18 protein-coding genes are annotated in these 21110 nt (G+C 73.0%); 6 read left to right on the plus strand and 12 right to left on the minus strand.

The features are described from left to right. Positions 1-202 precede the first annotated feature (202 nt). The 10 genes from AC54T1_RS00605 to AC54T1_RS00650 form a co-directional block, all read right to left on the minus strand. The gene (locus AC54T1_RS00605) at positions 203-808 is read right to left on the minus strand and encodes a type II secretion system F family protein (RefSeq protein WP_496910652.1); all 606 of its coding nucleotides are present in this window, start codon (positions 806-808) and stop codon (positions 203-205) included. Then, a complete protein-coding gene (locus AC54T1_RS00610; protein WP_496910653.1) occupies positions 805-1533 on the minus strand; it encodes a hypothetical protein in 729 nt (242 codons plus the stop codon). The genes AC54T1_RS00605 and AC54T1_RS00610 overlap by 4 nt, the downstream gene beginning before the upstream one ends. 16 nt (positions 1534-1549) lie before the next feature. Further along, positions 1550-2716 carry a TadA family conjugal transfer-associated ATPase gene (locus AC54T1_RS00615; protein ID WP_484343391.1) on the minus strand — a complete coding sequence of 389 codons (1167 nt, stop codon included), beginning with the start codon at positions 2714-2716 and terminating at the stop codon, positions 1550-1552. Beyond that, complete coding sequence (gene ssd / locus AC54T1_RS00620; RefSeq protein WP_496910654.1) at positions 2713-3525, minus strand: septum site-determining protein Ssd; 813 nt, start codon at positions 3523-3525, stop codon at positions 2713-2715. Before ssd ends, AC54T1_RS00615 begins: the two co-directional genes overlap by 4 nt. A 168-nt stretch (positions 3526-3693) precedes the next feature. Next, positions 3694-4380 (minus strand): ABC transporter ATP-binding protein, encoded by a 687-nt coding sequence (locus AC54T1_RS00625; protein WP_496910655.1) that lies wholly within the window; start codon positions 4378-4380, stop codon positions 3694-3696. Then, positions 4377-5315 (minus strand): oligopeptide/dipeptide ABC transporter ATP-binding protein, encoded by a 939-nt coding sequence (locus tag AC54T1_RS00630; protein ID WP_496910656.1) that lies wholly within the window; start codon positions 5313-5315, stop codon positions 4377-4379. The genes AC54T1_RS00625 and AC54T1_RS00630 overlap by 4 nt, the downstream gene beginning before the upstream one ends. Continuing rightward, positions 5312-6133: an ABC transporter permease gene (locus AC54T1_RS00635; protein ID WP_484343400.1), complete on the minus strand. Its 822-nt coding sequence runs from the start codon at positions 6131-6133 to the stop codon at positions 5312-5314. The genes AC54T1_RS00630 and AC54T1_RS00635 overlap by 4 nt, the downstream gene beginning before the upstream one ends. Then, positions 6126-7199, minus strand: a complete 1074-nt coding sequence (locus tag AC54T1_RS00640) for an ABC transporter permease (protein ID WP_496910657.1) — start codon at positions 7197-7199, stop codon at positions 6126-6128. The genes AC54T1_RS00635 and AC54T1_RS00640 overlap by 8 nt, the downstream gene beginning before the upstream one ends. Next, positions 7196-8833: an ABC transporter substrate-binding protein gene (locus AC54T1_RS00645; RefSeq protein ID WP_496910658.1), complete on the minus strand. Its 1638-nt coding sequence runs from the start codon at positions 8831-8833 to the stop codon at positions 7196-7198. The genes AC54T1_RS00640 and AC54T1_RS00645 overlap by 4 nt, the downstream gene beginning before the upstream one ends. Before the next feature lie 150 nt (positions 8834-8983). Next, positions 8984-10531: a GAF domain-containing protein gene (locus AC54T1_RS00650; RefSeq protein ID WP_496910659.1), complete on the minus strand. Its 1548-nt coding sequence runs from the start codon at positions 10529-10531 to the stop codon at positions 8984-8986. A 145-nt stretch (positions 10532-10676) separates the two neighbouring features. On the opposite strand from AC54T1_RS00650, the gene AC54T1_RS00655 reads away from it, so the two are divergent. Beyond that, a complete protein-coding gene (locus tag AC54T1_RS00655; protein WP_496910660.1) occupies positions 10677-11504 on the plus strand; it encodes an HAD family hydrolase in 828 nt (275 codons plus the stop codon). Between the two features lie 33 nt (positions 11505-11537). On the opposite strand, the gene AC54T1_RS00660 is transcribed toward AC54T1_RS00655, so the two are convergent. Then, positions 11538-12692 carry a glycosyltransferase gene (locus AC54T1_RS00660; protein ID WP_496910661.1) on the minus strand — a complete coding sequence of 385 codons (1155 nt, stop codon included), beginning with the start codon at positions 12690-12692 and terminating at the stop codon, positions 11538-11540. A gap of 485 nt (positions 12693-13177) precedes the next feature. Between AC54T1_RS00660 and AC54T1_RS00665 the strand changes: the two genes are divergently transcribed. Continuing rightward, the gene (locus AC54T1_RS00665; protein WP_496910662.1) at positions 13178-14575 is read left to right on the plus strand and encodes an NAD-dependent malic enzyme; all 1398 of its coding nucleotides are present in this window, start codon (positions 13178-13180) and stop codon (positions 14573-14575) included. A 3-nt stretch (positions 14576-14578) separates the two neighbouring features. Here the strand turns inward: AC54T1_RS00665 and AC54T1_RS00670 are convergent, their stop codons facing one another. Continuing rightward, on the minus strand, positions 14579-15661 hold the full coding sequence (locus tag AC54T1_RS00670) for an NADH:flavin oxidoreductase/NADH oxidase (protein WP_496910663.1): 1083 nt from the start codon (positions 15659-15661) through the stop codon (positions 14579-14581). A 159-nt stretch (positions 15662-15820) separates the two neighbouring features. On the opposite strand from AC54T1_RS00670, the gene AC54T1_RS00675 reads away from it, so the two are divergent. From AC54T1_RS00675 to AC54T1_RS00690, 4 genes are all read left to right on the plus strand, one after another. Beyond that, positions 15821-16654 carry a formate/nitrite transporter family protein gene (locus tag AC54T1_RS00675; protein WP_484343408.1) on the plus strand — a complete coding sequence of 278 codons (834 nt, stop codon included), beginning with the start codon at positions 15821-15823 and terminating at the stop codon, positions 16652-16654. 64 nt (positions 16655-16718) lie between these two features. Next, a complete protein-coding gene (acs, locus tag AC54T1_RS00680) occupies positions 16719-18713 on the plus strand; it encodes an acetate--CoA ligase (RefSeq protein ID WP_484343409.1) in 1995 nt (664 codons plus the stop codon). Between the two features lie 7 nt (positions 18714-18720). Then, positions 18721-19614, plus strand: coding sequence for a hypothetical protein (locus tag AC54T1_RS00685; protein ID WP_496910664.1), 894 nt, complete (start codon positions 18721-18723; stop codon positions 19612-19614). Between the two features lie 87 nt (positions 19615-19701). After that, positions 19702-21102, plus strand: a complete 1401-nt coding sequence (locus AC54T1_RS00690) for an outer membrane protein assembly factor BamB family protein (protein WP_496910665.1) — start codon at positions 19702-19704, stop codon at positions 21100-21102. Positions 21103-21110: the final 8 nt, after the last annotated feature.

The raw sequence follows: 21110 nt of genomic DNA on the forward strand, positions 1-21110 counted from the left end.
GAGCGTGCCTCTTCCTGTGTCGACCCGGCTGCCGGGGCGCGGTCGCCGTCGGTCCCGCCGGATGCACCGAGCGTGCGGCGGTGCGGCGACCCCGAGCCACCGGCACCGCACCCCGTGTGGACGTCCCGGGCACCGGGTGACCTGTGCGGGACGTGTTCAGTGCGCGCACCCGGCCGGGCGCCGCGCCGCACCGACACCGCGGTCATCCGAACAGGCCGGACCCGAGGGACACGAGCACGGGCACGAGGCCGATGAGCACGAACGCCGGGAGGAAGCACGTACCCAGCGGCAGCACGAGGTGGACGCCGAGGCGCGCGGCGGCGGTGCGCGCCCGAGCACGCGCCTCGTTCGTCACCTGGACACCTGCCACGCGAAGACCGTCCCGGGGCGCGGCGCCGTGGGTCCAGGCCGGCCGGAGCGCGTCGCACACGGGACGGAACCGGTCAGGGGCTGTCGCCCAGGCCCCGTCCCAGTCTGCTCCGAGGAGCAGGGCGGAGGCGACGGCCCGCAGTGCCGCACCGTCCTCGCCGCCGAGGGCGTGCCCGACGGCGGCGAGCGCCGGTGGAACCCCGCACCCGGCCCCGAGCGCAGCGCCGAGGAGGTCGAGCACGACGGCCAGCTGGACCGGCGGCGCACCGCCGGTCTGTCGCGCAGCGGCTCGGCCCGGGAGGCCGCGCCCGGTCCCGCGCAGCACGTGCAACCGGCGCCTTCCCGCCGTGCGCCACGGAGCGAGGGCGCACCACGCGAGAGCAGCGACGACGAGCCCGGCGCTCACGGCTGCGGCCAGGTTCTCGTCCACGGCGGTCACGCAGGGCTCCCCGCCACGCGCGCCCGGTCGGTGAGACGCGCGCTCCACGTCCGTCCCACGAGGAGGAGGACGAGCCCGGTCACCGGTGCGAGCGCTGTGAGGCCGCCGTCGAGCACGAGCCGGACGGGGTCTGCGCCGAGCGCGGAGCCGAGCGCCCCGCCGACGAGGGGCAACCACAGGAGCACGCGCGCCGTCGTCTGTGGCCCGGCCAGGGCTGCGTCCCGGTCGGCTTCCGCCTCGGCGGCGGCGACGAGGGTGGCGACGATCGACTCGAGCACAGCCGCGAGGGGTGCTCCCACCTCCGCGGCGAGACGGCAGGCCGCGACGACGGCCGCGGCCTGCCGCTGCGCCGCCTGCCCCGCGCGGGACCTGCGCCGCCCACCCACGACGGCGTCGAGGCGCGTCCCGCGGCGTGCGCGCGCCGCCGACGGCGCCGCCGACCCGAGGACACGCTCAGCGAGGTCCGTGGCGTCCGGGATGCCGTGCACGTCGACACGCACGTTGCCGAGCTCCCACGCGCGCTGCGGCGGCAGGCCGCTGCGCAGCAGGGCGGCGACCTGCGTGACGACGACCTCCATCGTCACCTCCGCACGTCCCCGGCCCCGGACCCGACGCGGTCCGCCCCACCGCGGGCCCTGCCTCCCGACGACGCGGACCCGGCCCGCGCGTGGGGCGAGGGCGAGGACCGCCAGGGCGACGAGGACCCCCGGCAGCGCAGACGTCACCACCGGGCCACCGCGCTCATCCGGTGGGTCCGAGCCGTTCGGCGAGCTGCTGCCAGTCCGCGTGCTCGGTGGGCGCCCCGATCCCGTCCCAGCGCAGGGCAGGGCGCACGACGAGCTGTCCCCGTTCGTCCCGTCGCACGACGGCGATCTCGCCGACGAACCGCCGCCGCTCGCCGTCCGCCGCGGCGACCCGACGCAGGTGCACGACGGCGTCGAGGGCGCTGAGCGCCTGAGCAGCGAGGCTCTCGCGGGACATCGCCGCGAGGGCGGCGAGCGCCTCGAGCCGCGCGGGCACGTCTGCTGCGGTGTTCGCATGGATCGTGGCGCAGCCTCCCGAGTGGCCGGTGTTGAGCGCGGTGAGGACGTCGCGGACCTCCGGGCCCCGGCACTCACCGAGCACGATCCGGTCGGGACGCATCCGCAGGGCGTTGCGCACGAGGTCGGCGAGGCTCACCTCTCCCGTGCCCTCGACGTTGGCGTGCCGCGCCGTGAGGTGCACGACGTGCGGGTGGGACGGCGCGAGCTCGCGCGCCTCCTCGATCGTGATGATCCGTTCGGCCGGGTCGACGAGGGACAGGAGGGTGGCGAGGAGCGTCGTCTTGCCCGTCCCGGTCGCGCCGGAGACGAGGATGCTCGCCCGCTCCCGGACGAGGGCACGCAGCACCGGCTCCCAGGCCGGAGGGACCATCCACGCCGCGACGAGCTCGGGCAGGGTGAACGCGCGGGACCGCATGGTCCGCAGGGAGATGACGGCCCCTTCCGTGCACAACGGCGCGAGGACGGCGTGCAGTCGGGTTCCGTCGGGCAACCGGGCGTCGACGGTGGGGCTCGCGTCGTCGAGCCGCTGCCCGCCCGACGCAGCGAGCCGGACAGCGAGATCACGTACCGCTCGCGGGTTGCCGAGCGAGAGCGGGACGCGCTCGAGCCCGCGTCCCGCATCGACCCAGACGTCGTCGGGCCCGTTGACGAGCACGTCGGTGACGGACTCGGAATCCAGCAGGTGCTGCAGGGGTCCGGCGCCGAGCAGCTGCGAGCGCACCTCCTGGATCATCTCCGCGAGCGCGGTGCTGCCGAGCACCGGTCCGCTGGAGCGTACGGCCGCGACGACCTCGTCCGTGGTCGGGGCGGTGCCGGTGCTGGCCAGTCGGCGCCGGACGGACGCGAGCATGCCGTCGTCGGTCATGAGGCGCGCCGTCGCGGCTCGCCCACGCCTGCTCCCACCGGCGGGCCCTGCCACATGCCGTTCCGTCCTCGCGCCACGTGGGATCTGCTCACGTCGAGCACGGCCCGTGCGGCTCTGCCGAGGTCACCGGCGCGGCCGCGGCCCGCATGCGCGCGCGGTCCTTCGCCGCGCTCGAGGCGCCCGGGCAGTGCTGGGTCGGTGCGCAGGTCCGCCCAGAGATCGACGCCGACGGCCCGGGCCACGTCGACGGGCGTGAGGCGCCCGCGGGCGGGTCCGCGCGTGACCAGCCCCACCGGCATGCTCGGAGCGGCGGCGAGCGCGGCGACCGCGCCCGCGACGGAGGTGAGGTCGCACCGCGCGACGACGGAGAGCAGCGCGCAGTGCGGCCCCCACCGAGGAACCTCGCCGCCCGGGATGTCGACGACGACGACGTCGGTCGCCGCAGCCAACGCGCGCAGGACGTCCTCGTGGACGGCGTCGGGCAGCGGTACCGGGCGGCGCCGGTCCGCACTGAGGACGGCGACACCCTGCCAGGCTGGCAGGAGCGCTCGCAGCTCGTCGCCGCTGACCTCCCCGCGCGCGGCGTGGAGGTCGGGCCAGCGCAACCCGGGTTCCTCCTCGATCCCCAGCAGCACGTCGGTGCCACTGCCGCACGGCGCGCAGTCGACGAGGACGACGCGCTCTCCCCCACGACGGGCCATCAGGGCGAGGGTCGCCGCGAGCACCGACGCGCCGGCCCCACCCCGTGCCCCGGTCACGCCGATCACCATGCCCCGCGCGGGGTCGTCCGGGCGTTCCTCGAACGGCATGGGGGTCCCTCTCTCCTCGGCAGGCGAGCGCCCATCGTCACGGCCTGTGCCGGACCGCGGATCCGCACCGCAGGCAGATGTGCGGGAACGGATGCTGTCCCTGCCTGTGGGGGACGTCGAAGGGCTGCGTACGGCGGTGCAGACCGTGCACGCCCGTGTACGGCCCGGCTATCGGCGGCGCGTCGGGCCCGGCACGGACGCCGCGTCGGAGGTCGTCCCGGGCGCCCGCAGCTCCAGCACCGAGCTGCAGCACGCCGCCACGAGGTCGGTGTCGTGGCTGACGAGCAGCACGCCCAGACCACCGGTCGCCTCGTCGAGGACGAGCCGGACGAGGGAAGCGGTCGTGGCCGCGTCGAGCATCGACGTGGCCTCGTCGCACACGAGGTAGCGCGGGCTCTGCGCGAGGGCGCGCGCCAGGCAGGCGCGTTGCAGCTGGCCGTCGCTGACCTGGTGGGGTCGTCGCTCGAGAAGGTCCGCGGTGAGCCCGACCCGCCGCGCAAGCCCGGCGACGTCCACGCGTCGGCGGGCGACGACCGCAGGCTCGACGATGATCGACCCGAGGGTCAGCCGGGGGTCGGTCGAGGTCCGTGGGGACTGGAAGAGCATCGCGACGAACCCGCGCACGGCGCGCGGGGTGCCGAAGCGGGTTCCCGGCGACGCGACGCCGTCGATCGTCACGGATCCCGACCGCGGCCGGTCGAGCCCGACGAGGACGCGCGCGAGGGTCGTCTTGCCGGTCCCGGACGGACCGGTGAGGCCGACGACCGACCCGGGCGCGACCGTGAGGCTGACCTTCTCCAGCACGTCCGGGCCCCGCCCGTACCCGGCGGTGACCTCCGTCGCTCGCAGGCTCATGAGACCTCCGTCCGGGTCCGGTACTGGCGGTCGCCGACGCTCACGAGCGTCGTCGGTCCGCCGGACTGTCGGCTCTCCGGTCGCCGCAGGTGGTAGACGCACTCGTCCGGCAGGTCGGTGAGCACGGGAGGGCTGCCGGGGATCGGGTGCAGCCCTCGGGTCGGCAGCGCGGCGAGCAGGTCCCGCGTGTAGTCGTGCAGCGGGTCCTCGAGGACCTCGTCGGCCGGCCCCGTCTCCATGATCCGGGACGCGTACATGACCGCGACCCGGTCCGCGACGTGGGTCCGGACCAACGACGCGAGGTCGTGCGTGATGAGCAGGACGGCGGCTCCTGCGTCTGCGCACCCGCGCAGCAGCGCCAGCACGTGGTCGGTGAGGGACCGGTCGAGGTTCGCCGTGGGCTCGTCCGCGACGATGACGTCCGGGTCCCCGGCGAGCGCTCCCGCGACGGCCACCCGCTGCGCCATGCCGCCCGAGAGCTCGTGCGGGAAGCAGTCCAGCGCTGCCGGGTCCAGGCCCGCACGCCGCGCGAGCTCCTCGGGGGTGTGCGCCGTGCCGAGCACGCGGATCGCCTCGGCGAGCTGGGACCGCGCCCTGCGGACGGGGGTGAGGTGGGTCGCCGCCGACTGCGACACGAGAGCCGCCCGGCGCCCACGAAAGGGCTCGCCGGCGAAGACGTCGATGACGCTGTCCGCGCGGCCCACCGTGATGGTGCCCGTGCGGCGGGCGCCCGCGGGGAGCATGTCCATGACCGCGGCGGCGAGGATGGACTTGCCGCACCCGGACTCCCCGACGAGGGCGGTGACGGTTCCCGGCGCCACGGCGAGGTCGACGTCGCTCGCCGCGTGGACCACCTGCCCGCTCGCCAGGGGCAGCCGGACGGTGAGGCCGGAGATCCGCAGACCGGCCAGGTCGAGCGAGGGAGCGGTGCTCATAGTCGTAGCTCCGACGGTTGGGGTGGCGAGAGGATCGTGCGCAGGGACGTCCCGGCGATGGCGCCGCACACCGTCGTCAGGACGAGCACCGCGGCCGGGAAGACGAGCGTCCACCACCCGCCGAGGAGCAACGAGCTGCGTGCCTCCTCCAGGAGCGTGCCGAGGCTCGCCTCGTGGGGTGGCAGACCGAACCCGAGGAACGACAGCGTCGACTCGTGCCACACGGCGTGCGGCATGAGCAGCACGACGGCGATGATCGCCTGCGGCGCGGCGGCGGGGACGAGGTGGCGCGTGATGATGTGCTGCCGGCCTGCGCCGGCGAGGACGGCGGCGTCGATGTAGTGCCGCTGGCGCAGGCTGAGGACCTCGGAGCGGATGATGCGCGCGACCTGAGTCCAGTGCGTGAGGGCGATCGACAGGACGATCGCGAGGAGGCTGCCGCGGAACATCGCGACGATGACGATCCCGAGGAGCAGGTGCGGCAGGGCGTTCACCGCATCGGTGGTGCGCATGACGATCCTGTCCAGCCACCCGCCGACGAGCCCTGCCGTCGTGCCGACGATCACGCCGATCACCGTGGCGAGGACTGCGCACACGAGTGCGACGAGCAGCGACGTGCGGATCGCGGAGGCGATCCGCACGAAGAGGTCCCGGCCGGCGGAATCGGTCCCGAAGAGATGGTCGAGGGACGGCGCGAGCCGGGCCTGCGAGTAGTCGGTCACGCGGTCGTCGACCCCGGCGATCCACGGCACGAGCGCCGCGTAGAGCGCGACGACGCACAGCAGCGCCGAGGCCACGAGCACGCGGCGCCTAGCCATCGGTGCTCACCCGGGGGTCGAGGAACGCCACGACGACGTCGGCGAGGAGCGAGCCGAGCAGGACGACGAGGGTGGTGCCCACCGTGAGCGCGGCGAGCAGCGCCATGTCGAGGTTGCTCGCCGACGTGACGATCGCACCGGCGATCCCCGGCCAGCTGAAGATCTCCTCGACGAGCACCGCGCCCACGACGAGCTCGGGCAGGCGGACCCCGACGACGTTGGTGAACGGCCCGAGCGAGGTGGGCAGGATGTGGCGACGGGTGATGAGCCGCCGGGGCAGGCCCCGCGCGACGGCGCCGGCGACGAAGTCCTCGCCGGAGGAGGTGACCACGGACTGGCGCACCGCGAGCAGCAGCCACGGGATCTGGGCCACGGCCAGCACGGACGCGGGCAGCACGATGTGCCGGGCGACCTGGCCGACGGTCGGGTCCGCACCGCCGCTGGTCAGTCCGGCGACGGGGAACCACCCGAGCCCGAGCGCGAGGACGGCGATGGCGCCGAGCGCCAGGACGAACGGTGGGGTCCCCTGGATGACGACGCACGCCCCCGTGAGCAGCCGGTCGAACCAGCTGCCGCTGCGGATCCCGGCGGCGACGCCCGCGAGGAGCGCCACGCTGATGGCCACCGCGAACGAGATCCCGACGACGAGGAGCGTCCACGGCAGCCGCTCACCGATGACCTGGGCGACGGGTTGCTGGAAGGACCGGGACATCCCGAGGTCGCCCGTGGCCACGCCCTGCACCCAGTGCCACCAGGTGAGGTACCACGGGTCCTCGAGGCCCAGCTGATCCGAGATGCGGGCCTTGTCCGCCTCGCTCGTCGTCATGTAGCGCGTGCCGAGGTACCCGACGAGCGGGCTGAAGGGTGACACGGACGCCACGGCGAAGAGCCCGGCGGAGACGAGGGCGACGACCGGGGCGATGAACAGCAGCCGGCGTCCGACCATGGCCGCGACGGCCCGGCGGCGCTCGGCGCGCCTGCCCGCCGCTGCCCGGACGGTCGTGGACCGGGAGCCTCGGGCTCGCCGACGACTGTCGTGGGCCGGTCTGCCGACGGTGGTCGTCATCTGCGTGTCCACGACTGCAGCGCCCACCAGGGTCCCCACGTGACCCCGTGCGCGTGCGGCTCGAGGACCTGGCCGGACATCGTCCAGCCGGAGTCGGTGGACACGTAGGTGTGGTCGAGGAAGACGAGGAACACGTACCCCGGGTCCTCGACGTAGGCGCTCTGGACGTCCCGGTACGCGGCGGCCCGCTCGTCGGCATCGAGACTGTGCCGGCCTGTCTCGAGGGCGGCGTCCACCGCGGGGTTGGAGTAGTCGCTCGCGTTGTTGTAGATGCTGCCCACGCCGGGAGTGGCGTAGACCGAGCTCAGCGCGTCGTACGCCTGGGTGTCGGGGTCGAACGGTTCGTCTCCCCCGCCGAGCAGGACCGCGTCGGTGCTGATGCGCGGGTCGATGCGGTCCCAGGACAGGGCTTCGAGGTTGACCTCGACACCGACGGCGAGGGCGTCGGACGCGAATGCCTGGGCGAGGTCCCGGCGCACGGTGTCGACGGAGTTGTACATGATCGTGAGCTCGGCGCGCTGGCCGTCCTTCTCGCGGATGCCGTCCGTGCCGACCGTCCACCCGGCGTCGGTGAGGATCTGCTCTGCTGCCCCTGGGTCGTGCTCGAAGGTCGCCGTGGGCTCGAACGCGTCGCCGTAGACCTCGGGGATCGGGGTGTAGGCGGGCCGTCCGTGCCCGCCCAGGATGTTGTCGATCATCGCCTGGCGGTCCACCGCGAGGTTGAGCGCCATCCGGACCGCGGGGTCGCCCGCGACAGCGTTGCCGGCCGGCAACGACACCCCGCGCCAGTCCGCCGACGTGTGCGCGGTGACCGTCGTGCCCTCCCGGTCGCTGAAGGTGTTGGCGAGGAGTGGCGGGAGGTTGGTCCCGTCGATCTCCCCGGAGCTCATCCGCTGGGCCCGCGTGTTGTCGTCCGCGACGTAGAGCAGCGTGAGCTCGGAGACCTCCGGCGCGCCGCCCCAGTAGTCCGGGTTGGCCTCGAGCACCGCGCGGTCGGGAGACAGGTCGACGAGCGTGTACGGGCCTGTGCCGACGGGCTCGGTGTTGAGGGAGGACTCGGCCGCCAGCCCGGGTTCCGCGAGGGCCTCGGACGGCACGATCCCGATGAGCAGCTTGGTGAGGAACGGCGCGTAGGGGTACGCGAGGCGGAACTCGACCGTGCTCGGATCGGTCGCCACGACCTCCGAGATCATGTCGTACGAGGTCACCGCCTCGGAGGCGGACGCCGGGTCGAGGATGGCCTCGTAGGTCGCCACGACGTCGGCTGCGTCGAACGTCGAGCCGTCGGAGAACGTCACCCCGGGACGGAGGGTGGCCGTCCAGACGGTCGCGTCCTCGTTGGCGACGGGCACGGCGGTGGCGAGCGCGGGCTCGAAGCCCGGCATGCCCTCGCCTCCGGTGAGGCGCACGAGCCCGTCGTACATCTTGGCGTCACCAGCCGCTCCGTACCCCGCCACGGGGTTGTACCCGCCGAGCTCGTAGCCGTCAGCGAGGACGAGGGCCGCCTCGTCCTCGCCCTGTGTCTCACCGCTGGGGGCGGAGCACGACGCAAGGAGCGCGACAGCGAGGAGGCCGACGGCCCACGCCCCTGGCGCCCCGGTCGTTGCCGTCGTGGTCCTGAGCGGGACTGCCATCGCGGTGCCCCCTCCGTCGACGCTGCCGGACGGCCCCACACTCACGGGCCGCGTCGTGTCATCGTGACATGGCTCATCCCGGTCTGCACCCTTTGCCCGTTTCGCACAGGGGCCCGGCTCGTCGCCTCCGCCCGACCCGGCGGTCCGCCCTCAGCCGAGGATGGCGCGCGTGGCGGCAGCCTGCTGGGTGAGCACTCCGCCGATGGCGACCTGGGTCTCGTTGACGCGCTCGACGACACCACGGATGTCCGCCAGCGCTGCGACGACCCGCTCGACCTGGTCCTGGATGGCGCGAACCTTGCGGTCCACCTCCGTCGTCGCCTCCGCGGTCTCGTTGGCGAGGTCCTTGACCTCCTTGGCGACGACCGCGAACCCCCGCCCGGCGTCCCCCGCACGAGCTGCCTCGATCGTCGCGTTGAGGGCGAGGAGGTTGGTCTGTGCGGCGATGCGCTGGATGACCTTGACCACCTCACCGATCTCCGCGCTCGACGCACCCAGCCCGGAGACCTCGACGTGGGCGTCCGCTGCGAGCCGCTCGCCGTCGAGCGCCACGGCACCCGCCGCCAGGACGTTGCGCTCCGCCTCGCCGATCGACGTGACGAGCTCCTCGGCAGCCGCCGCGAGCCGTGCTGACGCCTCGATCCGCTCGAGGGCCTGTCCGAGCAGGAAGGCGGTGTTGCGCAACGCGTCCTCACGACCCGGCGAGAGGGCCAGCGTCGTCGTCGCGAAGAAGTCCATGGTCCCCACGACCCGGCCGGAGACGAGGATCGGCAGGCAGACACCCGACCTGACGCCCGCGCGCCGCGCGACCGGCGCACGCACGCAGTCCGTCACCGTCCCGAGGTCAGGAGCGAACACCAGGTCCTTCGACCGCCACGCGCGGCCCGACAGCCCCACGCCCTCGACGAACGAGGCGGACCGGGTCACCGCGCGGAACTCCTCGCCCGCGTCCCCGGACTCCTGCACGAACCGTAGGGCGGTGTCTGCGGCGCTGATCGCCCAGTAGGACGCGTAGCTCCACCCGAAGCCGCTGCGGATCGTCTCGAGCGCATCACGCAGCGCGGTCTCGCGGTCGGTGGCGGCCGACAGCGCGCGCATCACGGCGGTGACCGCGGCGACGTCCTGACCCGCGTCGGCCTGCTGCTCCATGGTGGTCACGCGCTCGACGGCCTGGGAGACGAGGAGAGCGATGGACCGCAGGGTGTCGAGCCGCTGCTCCGACGGGACGAGCTCCTCCGTGGTGAAGAAGTCCATGGTCCCGGTGACGGCGCCGTCCTCGACGATCGGGAAGCAGATGCCGCTGCGGACCCCCACCCGCTGGGCGGCGGGTGCCCGGACGCAGTCGGTGAGCTCTCCGAGATCCGCGACGAACACGAGATCCTTCGCCTGCCACGCACGCCCGCTGAGGCCGACCCCCTCGGCGAACGACGCGGCGAGCGTGACCTCACGGAACTCCGCCCCGACGTCCCCGGACTCCTGGGAGAACCGCAGGACGCCGTCCTCGGGGACCACGTGCCAGGCCGAGCCGTACGCCCAGCCGAACTGCTCACGGACGGCGTCGAGCGCCGAGCGCACGGCGTCCTGCCTCGTCCGGGCGCCGGCCAGGGCGCGCAGGACGGCCGTGACGGCGCCCACGTCGGCCCGCGCCTCCGCGACGTCGGACTGCGCGGACGGTCGGCGGCGCGGCTTTCCCAGCATGGCGGGCTCCTGATCGTGGGGCGCGGTGTGCGCGGATGCGTCCGGCAGAGTTGAACATCGGTACTTGAGGCTTCAAGGTTGAGTGTGGGGCGCCTCCCGTTCCCGCGCATGGCGGGCGCACGTGCACTGCGTCACACCGCCACGCATGCGGCGTCCGGGCTACGCTCAGCGCGTGAACCCCGACCAGGCACACAGCCCCACGGCCGCGTTCTTCGACCTCGACAAGACGATCATCGCGACGTCGTCCGCCGCGGCGTTCTCCCGCCCCTTCTACGCAGGCGGGCTCATCACGCGCGGCGCGGTGCTGCGCAACGCCTACGCGCACTTCCTCTACATGGTCGGTAGCGCTGACGCCGACCAGACCGAGCGCATGCGCGCCCACCTCAGCTCGATGGTCACCGGGTGGCCCGTCGACCAGGTGACGTCGATCGTCGCCGAGACCCTCCACCAGTACATCGACCCGTACGTGTACTCCGAGGCCGTCGACCTCATCGAGGAGCACCACGCGGCCGGGCGCGACGTCGTCATCGTCTCCGCGTCGGGGTACGAGCTCGTCGAGCCGATCGCCGCGGTGCTCGGTGCCGACCACGCGATCGCCTCGCAGATGCAGGTCGAGGACGGCAGGTACACCGGCCTCATCGACTTCTACGCCTACGGGCAGAACAAGGCCACGGCCATCCGTGACCTCGCGGAGGAACGCGGGTACGACCTCGAGGGGTCCTACGCATACTCCGACTCGATCACGGACGCCCCGATGCTCGAGGTCGTCGGGCACGGGTTCGCCGTGAACCCCGACAAGACCCTGCGCCGGCTCGCCGCGGAGAAGGGGTGGGAGGTCCTGACGTTCGACCGGCCCATCGCCCTGAGCCGCCGGATCTCGCCACGCACGTCGGCCCTCACGGGCGCAGGTCTCCTCGCGATCGGGCTCGGCGCGTACCTCGCGTGGCGCGCGGTACGCGGCCGCACCCGCTGACGGGCTCCCGTCGCGAGGGCCGCCATCCGTCGGTCACGAGAGCGGTGTCCGGGCCAGGAGCTGGTCGATGTGGTCTGCTGCGGCGGCGGCACCGTCGACGTCGGCCAGGCGGGCACGCAGGTCGTGCGCCCTGCGGTGGAGCCACTCGTCGGAGAGCACCTGCCGCACCGCGGCCGAGAACGCTGTGCGTCCGACCTGGTGCGCAGTGACGCGGATCGCGTTGCCGAACTCCACGCAGTCGTCGATGTTCCACCGCTGCTCCATCTGCAGGCCCATCCCGACGAACGGCTTCCCGCTGAGGATCGCGGTCTGGACCGTCCCTTCCCCGCCGTGGATCACCGAAGCGTCGACGAGGTCGCCCATGCGATGGGCCGGGAGGAGCCCGCACACGTGGACGTGCGGGCCCAGCTCGGCGAGGTCGCCCGGTTCCAGATAGTGGGTCACCGGTGCGACGACCGTGACCGGCATCGCCGAGAGAGCTGCCAGGACACGGCGCACGAGGCGGCGGTTCCCGGAGCTGCCCATCGCGACGTACAGGACAGGCCGGCCGGCGGACCGTGCGGAGGCGACGGCGTCGAGGATGCTGGCAGGGACGTCCACGTCGAGCCGCGCGTAGACGGGCCCGACCAGCCGGTAGTCGTCGGGCAGCTCGTGGTCGCGGAGGAATCCGGACACGGACGCGACGAGGTTGAGATCGGCGTCGAGCGCCTCGATGGTCCGGCGCGGCAGGGTGATCCCGTACTCGCGCGCCACGACCCGGAACGCTCGGGGCTTGACGGTGATCCGCTCGGCGGCGGCGCGCAGGGCGCGTGCGGCGAGCACGTTCACCGCACGGTGCACGACGTGGTGGCCCGGCAGGAGCGGCAGAGTCGTCATCTGGCGGATGTGCGGCAGCGAGTAGGCGAAAGGCTTGACGTACACGAGCGGGACGCGGGCGATCCGCGCGGACAAGAGCTGGCTGAGCGTCGTGCCGATGACGACGACGTCGGCCCCGACCCGATCGATGAGCGCGAGCTCGTGGTCGACGCGCGTCCGGACGGTCGCCGTCGTGAACGGGTGCCGCACGCCCCTGCCCTGGTCGACCCTGATGAGCTGGTCGGCCTGCGCGTCGGTGAGCAGGGGCTCGAGCGGGTGGTACTCGAACCCGGCCGAGCGCACGAGGTGCGCGTAGCGGTGCGAGTACCCCATGAAGACGCACTCGTGCCGGTCACGCAGCGCCCGCGCGACCTCGATGGCGCGGGTCGTCTCAGCAAGGTTGAAGGTCTCAGGGGCGAACAGTGCGGTACCCAGGGCGACGGCACCTCCTCGTGAGGACGCTGGCGACGCGGGGACGGTGGCGACGCGGGGACGGTGGACCGACCCTACGGGAACCGCCGCCTCTCGTCGCTCACGGGGCCCGGAAGGGTGTGGACGGCACCGGGTTGGCGATCGGCAGACGCCGTCCCCCCTTCCCATATCCGCCGAGGAAGGGTAGAAAAGAAGGACAACAGCACACGGAGATCGGAACCCACGCGCGAACAGTCCACGTCACGGACATGTTGACCGGGCTGGCCCCGTAGCAACAACGATGATGCACGCCTGATACCCGATCTCCCGCTGGCGGACGGCGCCCCCTCACCGGGGTGCCGTCGGTGTGTCCGGCCGAGGCCGCCGCACGCCGCTAGTGTGGCGAGATGAACTCAGCGCCGAGCGTCTCCTCGTCGATCACGGTCCGACTCGAGGTCCAGGCCCGGCCCACGGCGGTGAGCGAGCTCACGACGTCGATCGAGCAGACCGGCGGCATCGTCACCGCGCTCGACGTCACGGCGTCGGGCCACGAGCGCATCACGGTGGACGTCACGTGCGCCACCCGCGGGGACGACCACGCGACGCAGATCGTCGACGGCCTGCGCGCCCTGCCCGGTGTGACCGTCGGTCCGGTGAGCGACCGCACCTTCCTGCTGCACCTGGGCGGCAAGCTGCAGATCGAGTCGAAGGTGCCCATCCGCAACCGCGACGACCTCTCGATGATCTACACGCCCGGCGTCGCCCGCGTCTGCGAGGCGATCGCCGCGAACCCTGCCGACGCGCGTCGGCTGACCATCAAGCGGAACACCATCGCGGTCGTCACCGACGGCACTGCCGTCCTCGGCCTCGGCGACATCGGACCGCTCGCCTCCCTGCCCGTCATGGAGGGCAAGGCGGCGCTGTTCAAGCGGTTCGCGGACATCGACGCGTTCCCCATCGCGCTCGACACGACGGACGTCGACGAGATCGTCGCGGCCGTCAAGGCCATCGCTCCCGTCTTCGCGGGGATCAACCTCGAGGACATCTCCGCCCCTCGGTGCTTCGAGATCGAGCGCCGGCTGCGCGCCGAGCTCGACATCCCGGTGTTCCACGACGACCAGCACGGCACCGCGATCGTCGCGCTGGCCGCGCTGACGAACGCGCTCAAGGTCGTCGGCAAGGAGCTCCCGACCGTACGGATCGTCCTGTCCGGAGCGGGCGCGGCCGGGACGGCGGTGCTCAAGCTGCTGCTCGCCGCCGGGGCGCAGGACGTCGTCGTCGCCGACATCGCCGGTGTCGTGTGCCGCGAGCGCACGAGCCTCGAGCCGTCGTTGCAGTGGATCAGCGACCACACGAACCCGCGCGGGGTGAGCGGGACCCTGCGGGACGCGATGGTCGGCGCGGACGTCTTCATCGGCGTCTCCGCGCCGGACGTCATCACCGGCGACGACGTCGCCCGGATGGCCGACGGCGCGATCGTCTTCGCGATGGCGAACCCACGGCCGGAGGTCGACCCGGACGAGGCCGCGAAGCACGCCGCGGTCGTCGGGACCGGGCGCAGCGACTTCGCGAACCAGATCAACAACGTGCTCGCCTTCCCCGGGGTGTTCCGCGGGCTGCTCGACGCCCGGTCGCACGAGGTGACCGACGACCTGCTCCTCGCCGCCGCGCGTGCGCTCGCGTCCGTCGTCCACGACGACGAGCTCAACGCGACGTACATCGTCCCGAGCGTGTTCAACCCCCAGGTGACGACGCTCGTCGCAGCAGCCGTCGAGGCCGCGGCCTCCGTGGTGCAGCCGGCCTGAGCGTTACTCCCAGGCCCCGCGGGCGTACTGGTCCGGCCAGCCCGCCTCGCGCCGCGGCACGCCGAGCTCGTGGGCGGCCCGCAGCGGCCACATCGGGTCGCGCAGCGCCGCGCGCGCGAGCATGACGGCGTCCGCGGACCCGTCGGCGAGCACGGACTCGGCGTGCGCGGGATCGGTGATGAGCCCGACCGCGCTGACCGGCAGACCGGACGCCTCGCGGATCTCCCGCGCAGCGGCGACCTGGTACCCGGGGCCGACGGCGATGTCCGCGGGCGCGGCACCCCCCGTCGAGACGTCCACGAGATCGACGCCGCGGGTGGCGAGCTCCTTCGCGACCTGCGCGACGTCGCCCACCTGCAGGCCGTCCTCGCGCCAGTCCGTCGCCGAGACGCGCACGAGCAGCGGCTTGTCCTGCGGCCACGCGGCCCGGACGGCGTCGACCGTCTCGAGCAGCAGGCGCGCCCGGTTCTCGAGCGACCCGCCGTAGGCGTCCGTGCGCGTGTTCGCCAGGGGCGTGAGGAACTCGTGCAGGAGGTATCCGTGGGCCGCGTGGATCTCGACGACGTCGAACCCGGCGCTCAGCGCGAGGCGGGCGGCGGCCGCGAACTGCTCGGGCACGGCCGCGATCTCCTCGGCCGTCATCTCGCGCGGCGGGCTGTACCCGGGGAACGCCTCGGCCGACGGGCCAACGGTCTCCCAGCCACCCTCGGCCACGGGGACCGTGCCCTGGGACGGCGCCCAGGGGCGGAACGTCGAGGCCTTGCGCCCGGCGTGGGCGAGCTGCGCGCCGATGACCGCCCCCTGCTCGTGGACGAACCGCACGACGGGCGCCCAGGCGTCGGCGTGCTCCTGGGACCACAGACCCGCGTCCTGCGGGGTGATGCGCCCCTCGGGCACGACCGCGACGGCCTCGGTCAGGAGGAGCCCGAACCCGCCCTGTGCACGTGCGCCGAGGTGGACGAGGTGCCAGTCGCCGGGCATCCCGTCGACCGAGGAGTACTGGCACATCGGCGCGAGCCACACCCGGTTGCGGATCGTCAGGGCGCGGAGCGTGAGCGGCTGGAAGAGCAGCGGTGAATCGGTCATGTCGTGGGCAACGACGCCCGGCGCCCCTCGATTCCCGGCGTCCATCCTCGGGACGCCGGGCAGGGATGCTCCGCCCCCCGCACGTTTGCACCCGCGGGGAGCCCTCGCGTCGGGCCGTTGGTCCCGCGAGCGTCCCGGAGGGCGCGGGATGCTTGGTCCGTGCTCACGATCCCGCAGACCCTCGCCGCCCAGCACGAGTCCGCCGTCGCCAAGGTGGCCGCGACCCGCCGTCCGCTCGCCTATGCCGTGCAGTCGATGCTCGCAGGCGCCTACATCGGGGTCGCGATCGTGCTCATGATCAGCGCCGCCGGACCGTTCCTGGCCGCGGGGTCGCCCGCCGCGAAGCTCGTCTCCGGTGCGGTGTTCGGCATCGCCCTCACGCTCGTCGTCGCCGCTGGCGGTGAGCTCGTCACGTCGAACATGATGACCCTCACGCAGGGTGCGCTCGCGGGCCGCATCACCTGGGTCGGCGGCGGCGTGACCCTCGCGTTCTGCTTCCTCGCCAACCTCGCCGGCGCATTCGTCTTCGCCGTCCTCGTGCACGTCTCAGGAGTCGCTGCTCCCGGCACCCCGGCCGGGGCGATGCTCACCTCGCTCCTGGAGCTCAAGGGTGGCCTGACGACCCCCGAGCTCTTCGCCCGGGCTGTCTTGTGCAACGTCCTCGTCTGCCTCGCGATCTGGTCCGCCGTGCGCCTCACGTCGGAGGTGGCGCGGCTCATCGTCATCTTCTGGTGCCTCCTGGCGTTCATCGCCTCCGGGTTCGAGCACGTCGTGGCGAACATGACGGTGTTCGGCCTCGGCCTCGTGGGCGGCCTCCCCGAGACCTCATGGCTGGAGCTCGCACGGAACATGGGGGTCGCCGGCCTCGGCAACCTCGTCGGTGGGATCGTCGTCGGGCTCGGGTACGCGGTGTCCGCCGGACCGCTGCGTGCGGACAGGTCTCCGGGCGAATCGGACGGCGCGCGCCAGCAGGTGTGGCGCGCGACACACTAGACTGCCGCCGGGGGCGACCACTCCCACCGCCCGCACCAGCGTCGATGCGCACCGGAGGTAGCTTGTGTCACAGGACAACCAGGGTCTCGAGAACCTTCTCCACGAGACGAGGACCTTCCCCCCGAGCCAGGAGTTCGCCGCCCAGGCCAACGCGACCCAGGCCCTGTACGACGCGGCCACCGGCGACCCCGTGGAGTTCTGGGCGGAGCAGGCCCGCTCGCTCCTGACCTGGCAGAAGCCGTTCACCGAGACGCTCGACTGGTCGGGGGCGCCCGTCGCGCGGTGGTTCGCGGACGGCACCCTCAACGCCGCCTACAACGCGGTGGACCGGCACGTCGTCGAAGGCCGGGGCGACCGCGTCGCCCTGCACTTCGAGGGGGAGCCCGGTGACACCCGGACCGTGACGTACTCCGACCTGCTGCGCGAGGTCTCCCGTGCCGCGAACGTCCTGTCGTCGCTCGGCGTCGAGCGCGGCGACCGCGTCGTCATCTACCTCCCGATGCTCGTCGAGTCCGTCGTGGCGATGCTCGCGTGCGCGCGCATCGGCGCCCCGCACTCCGTCGTCTTCGGCGGGTTCTCCGCCGACGCCCTGCGCAGCCGCATCCTCGACGCGGGGGCCAAGGTCGTCATCACGGCCGACGGGGGCTACCGCCGCGGAGCGCCGTCGGCGCTCAAGCCCGCCGTCGATGACGCGATCGCCCCCCAGGAGGGCGCTCCGGCGACGACGATCGAGCACGTGCTCGTCGTGCGCCGCACCGGTCAGGACGTCGCCTGGACCGACGGCCGGGACGTGTGGTGGGACGAGGCCATGTCCGCCGCCGACGTCGAGCACACGCCCGAGTGGGTGGACGCCGAGCACCCGCTGTTCATCCTCTACACCTCCGGCACCACGGGGAAGCCCAAGGGGATCCTCCACACCACGGGTGGGTACCTCACCCAGACGGCGTTCACCCACCGCAACGTCTTCGACCTCAAGCCGGAGACGGACGTCTACTGGTGCACCGCAGACATCGGATGGGTCACGGGGCACAGCTACGTCACCTACGGGCCGCTGCTCAACGGCGCCACCCAGGTCATCTACGAGGGCACGCCCGACTCCCCGCACAAGGGTCGCTGGTGGGAGATCGTCGAGAAGTACAAGGTCTCCATCCTCTACACGGCGCCCACGGCCATCCGCACGTGCATGAAGTGGGGCCGGGAGATCCCGGACCAGCACGACCTCACGTCGCTGCGGGTGCTGGGCTCTGTCGGAGAACCCATCAACCCCGAGGCATGGATGTGGTACCGCGAGGTCATCGGCGGAAACCGCACACCCATCGTCGACACGTGGTGGCAGACGGAGACCGGCGCGATCATGATCTCGCCGCTGCCGGGCGTCACGGCAGCGAAGCCGGGCTCGGCGCAGACCCCGCTGCCAGGGATCGCCGCAGACGTCGTCGACGACGAGGCACGGCCGGTGCCCGACGGCGGAGGCGGGTACCTCGTCCTCACGCAACCGTGGCCGTCGATGCTGCGCGGCATCTGGGGCGACCTCGAGCGGTTCAAGGACACCTACTGGTCGCGCTTCAAGGACATCTACTTCGCGGGGGATGGCGCGAAGAAGGACGAGGACGGCGACGTCTGGCTGCTCGGCCGGGTCGACGACGTCATGAACATCTCCGGCCACCGTCTCTCGACGGCGGAGATCGAGTCGGCGCTCGTCTCGCACCCGATCGTCGCGGAGGCTGCCGTCGTCGGGGCTGCGGACGAGATGACGGGCCAGGCCGTCGTCGCGTTCGTCATCCTCCGCTCGGAGTTCGCCGAGGACGCCGTCCAGGACGACGTCCAGGCCATGCTGCGCAACCACGTCGCGAAGGAGATCGGGCCGATCGCCAAGCCCAAGCGCATCCTCGTCGTGCCCGAGCTGCCCAAGACGCGCTCCGGCAAGATCATGCGCCGGTTGCTGCGCGACGTCGCGGAGAACCGGGTCGTCGGGGACGCGACGACCCTCGCGGACTCCTCGGTGATGGACCTCATCTCCAGCGGGCTGGCGAAGCCCTCGGCCGCGAGTGAAGGATGATGTCTGGATGACAGATCACTCCGTCGCGACGCCCACCGACCCGTCCGTCATCGACTCGCTCGCCCGCAAGGCTGTCGGGGCGGTGGACGAGACCGACTCGGAAGCGCGCTGGCGTGCCCTGTGGCGGCGTGTGCTGCCGCTCGAGCGATGGTTCTTCGTGAAGGACGCCTCGCCCGGTCTCCGGTCGGTGACGGTCACGGCCAACGGCAAGCCGGCCCTGCCCGTGTTCACCGACCTCGAGCGGGCCGTGGCGTTCGCCGAGGACGGGCGCGGGGGTGCCGACCAGGTGTTCGCCTCGCCGCCCTCGGAGATGCTCGGGGCTGCGGACCAGCTCGCGGCTGCTGGCGTCGAGATCCTGCTGTTCAACCCGAAGGACGCGGCGTTCGGCGCACCGCCGGCGGTCGTGCGGACCCTGGCCGAGGCGGTCATCGGGCCTGTGGGGGGCCCGGGCCGCACCAACGCGGCTGCGGGTGTCGTCACGGCGATCGACCGCCTCGCGTTCGATGCCCGTGCGCGCGCCGGTGACAGCTCCGCGCTGGGTGCACTGTGGAGCGCCGTGTTCGCGCTCGACCGCTGGTACTTCGTGCCACGCGGCGAGGGCGAGGCCATCCAGCCGTTCGCCGTCAAGATGGAGCAGGGGACCGCGGTCCTCGCCTTCACGACGCCGGCGCGCGCGCGGGCCTATGCCGAGCTCCGGGCGCTGGAAGATCCCGAGCGGATCCTCGCGATCCCGCCCGCGGCGGCCGTGCACGGGTTCGCGCACCCCTCCTCGGCGATCGCCGTCATCCACTTCGACACGCAGCACGGTGCGTTCTTCGCGCCGGTGGCGGACCTCACGTCGATGTACCGGGCAGCGACGGGGACGGACCTGCCCGAGGAGGCCGCAGAGCCGACGACCTGAGCCGCCCACCGATCACCCGGAACCGTCGAGGTCCTGGACGGTTCCGGGTGGTCCGCCCGGGTATGTCCCGTCCGCTACACTCCGACCGTGCCCGGACAGCCGTCGTTCCCCCCGCCCCCGCCTGCAGGTCCCGGCGCACCGCCCGGGCCGCCGGTGCACACCGCACGCCAGCAGCGGCCGGTGGTCGCGTGGGTCGTCGCGCTGGCACTGACGCTCGTCGCCGGTGTGCTGGCGACGCTGGCGCTCACCGGTGTCCTGGGCGGAGCGGACGTCACGGACGCCGCCGAGACCCGGCAGGACGACGAGCCGTCGGCCTCACCGTCCGCCCAGCCGTCCGCCCCACCGAGCGACACGTGGGCCCCTGCTGCACCCTGGACGCTGACGGCTGCGGACCTCGAGGAACAGGGCCTCGTCGTCGACGCGACGCACACGGTCCTGCTCCCCGAGGCTGCCGGCCCTCCCGTCGTCGACAGGGTCGTGCTGCTCGCGGTCTACGGGACCAACGCGATCGCCGCCCTCGTCGGCATCGACGCCGTGACGGGCGACCACCTCTGGAGCGAGAGCGTCCCGCAGTCCGACGGCCTCACCGGGTGCTCCGCGATGCTCGAGACCTTCGCGTGCACGGGCATGCGGAACACCGGCGAGTATGTCGTCGTCACGGTCGACCCGCGCACGGGCACGAGCGCGGACCTGTGGTCGGGCACAGCGATCGGAGCGCCACCGCTCCTCTCCTCCGAGCGGGTCCTCGTCCACGAAGCCGGCGGCATCACCCTGCTCGATCCGACCGGGAAGGTCCTGTGGGAGCGCGACGGGGATCCGGGAGTGAGCCTCACGGACGAGCACGTGCTCGTCGCGGGAGAGGGCTCGACGCTCACCGTGCTCGACGCCGCGGACGGCGCGGAGGCGTGGAGCGCCCCCAAAGAGGGTTCGGGCCATTTGTTACGCCTCCTGGCCGACGGAGCCGTGATCTCGCAGACGGCGGACACGACCGTCTGGCTGGACCCGGACGGCACGGAGCTCGTCAGGCATCCGGGCAGCAGGTCCACCGTGGTGTGGCCCGGTGAACCGTCGCCCGAGGTCCTCGTCGTGACCGACGGCTCGACCGCGCACGGCTACGCCACGTCCGACGGCGAGTCGCTCTGGTCGGCCGACGTCGCCACGGACGGCTCGCCGCGCCTCGTGGGCGACGCGGTCGTGTTCATGAGCGTCGACACGGTCGTGGCGCTCGACCTGGACGACGGCTCGGCACGCTGGTCCATGGATGTGCAGGCACCGGCCCGTGCGTCCAGCGACGGCACCTCCTACGTCGTCCAGGAGGGCGGCACGGTCCGGTCGTTGTCCCCGGAGGACGGATCGGTCCTGTGGTCGCTCGACGCTGCGGACGTCGGCATCGTCGACCTCGGACGCGTGACGAGCTTCGACGGGCTCGTCGCGCTCACCGGCGCCGACGCCGACGGCCTGCTTGTCGTGCACGTCGTGCGTCCCTGACGTCCGCG

The sequence above is a fragment of the Sanguibacter sp. Z41_6 genome (genome assembly GCF_059621145.1).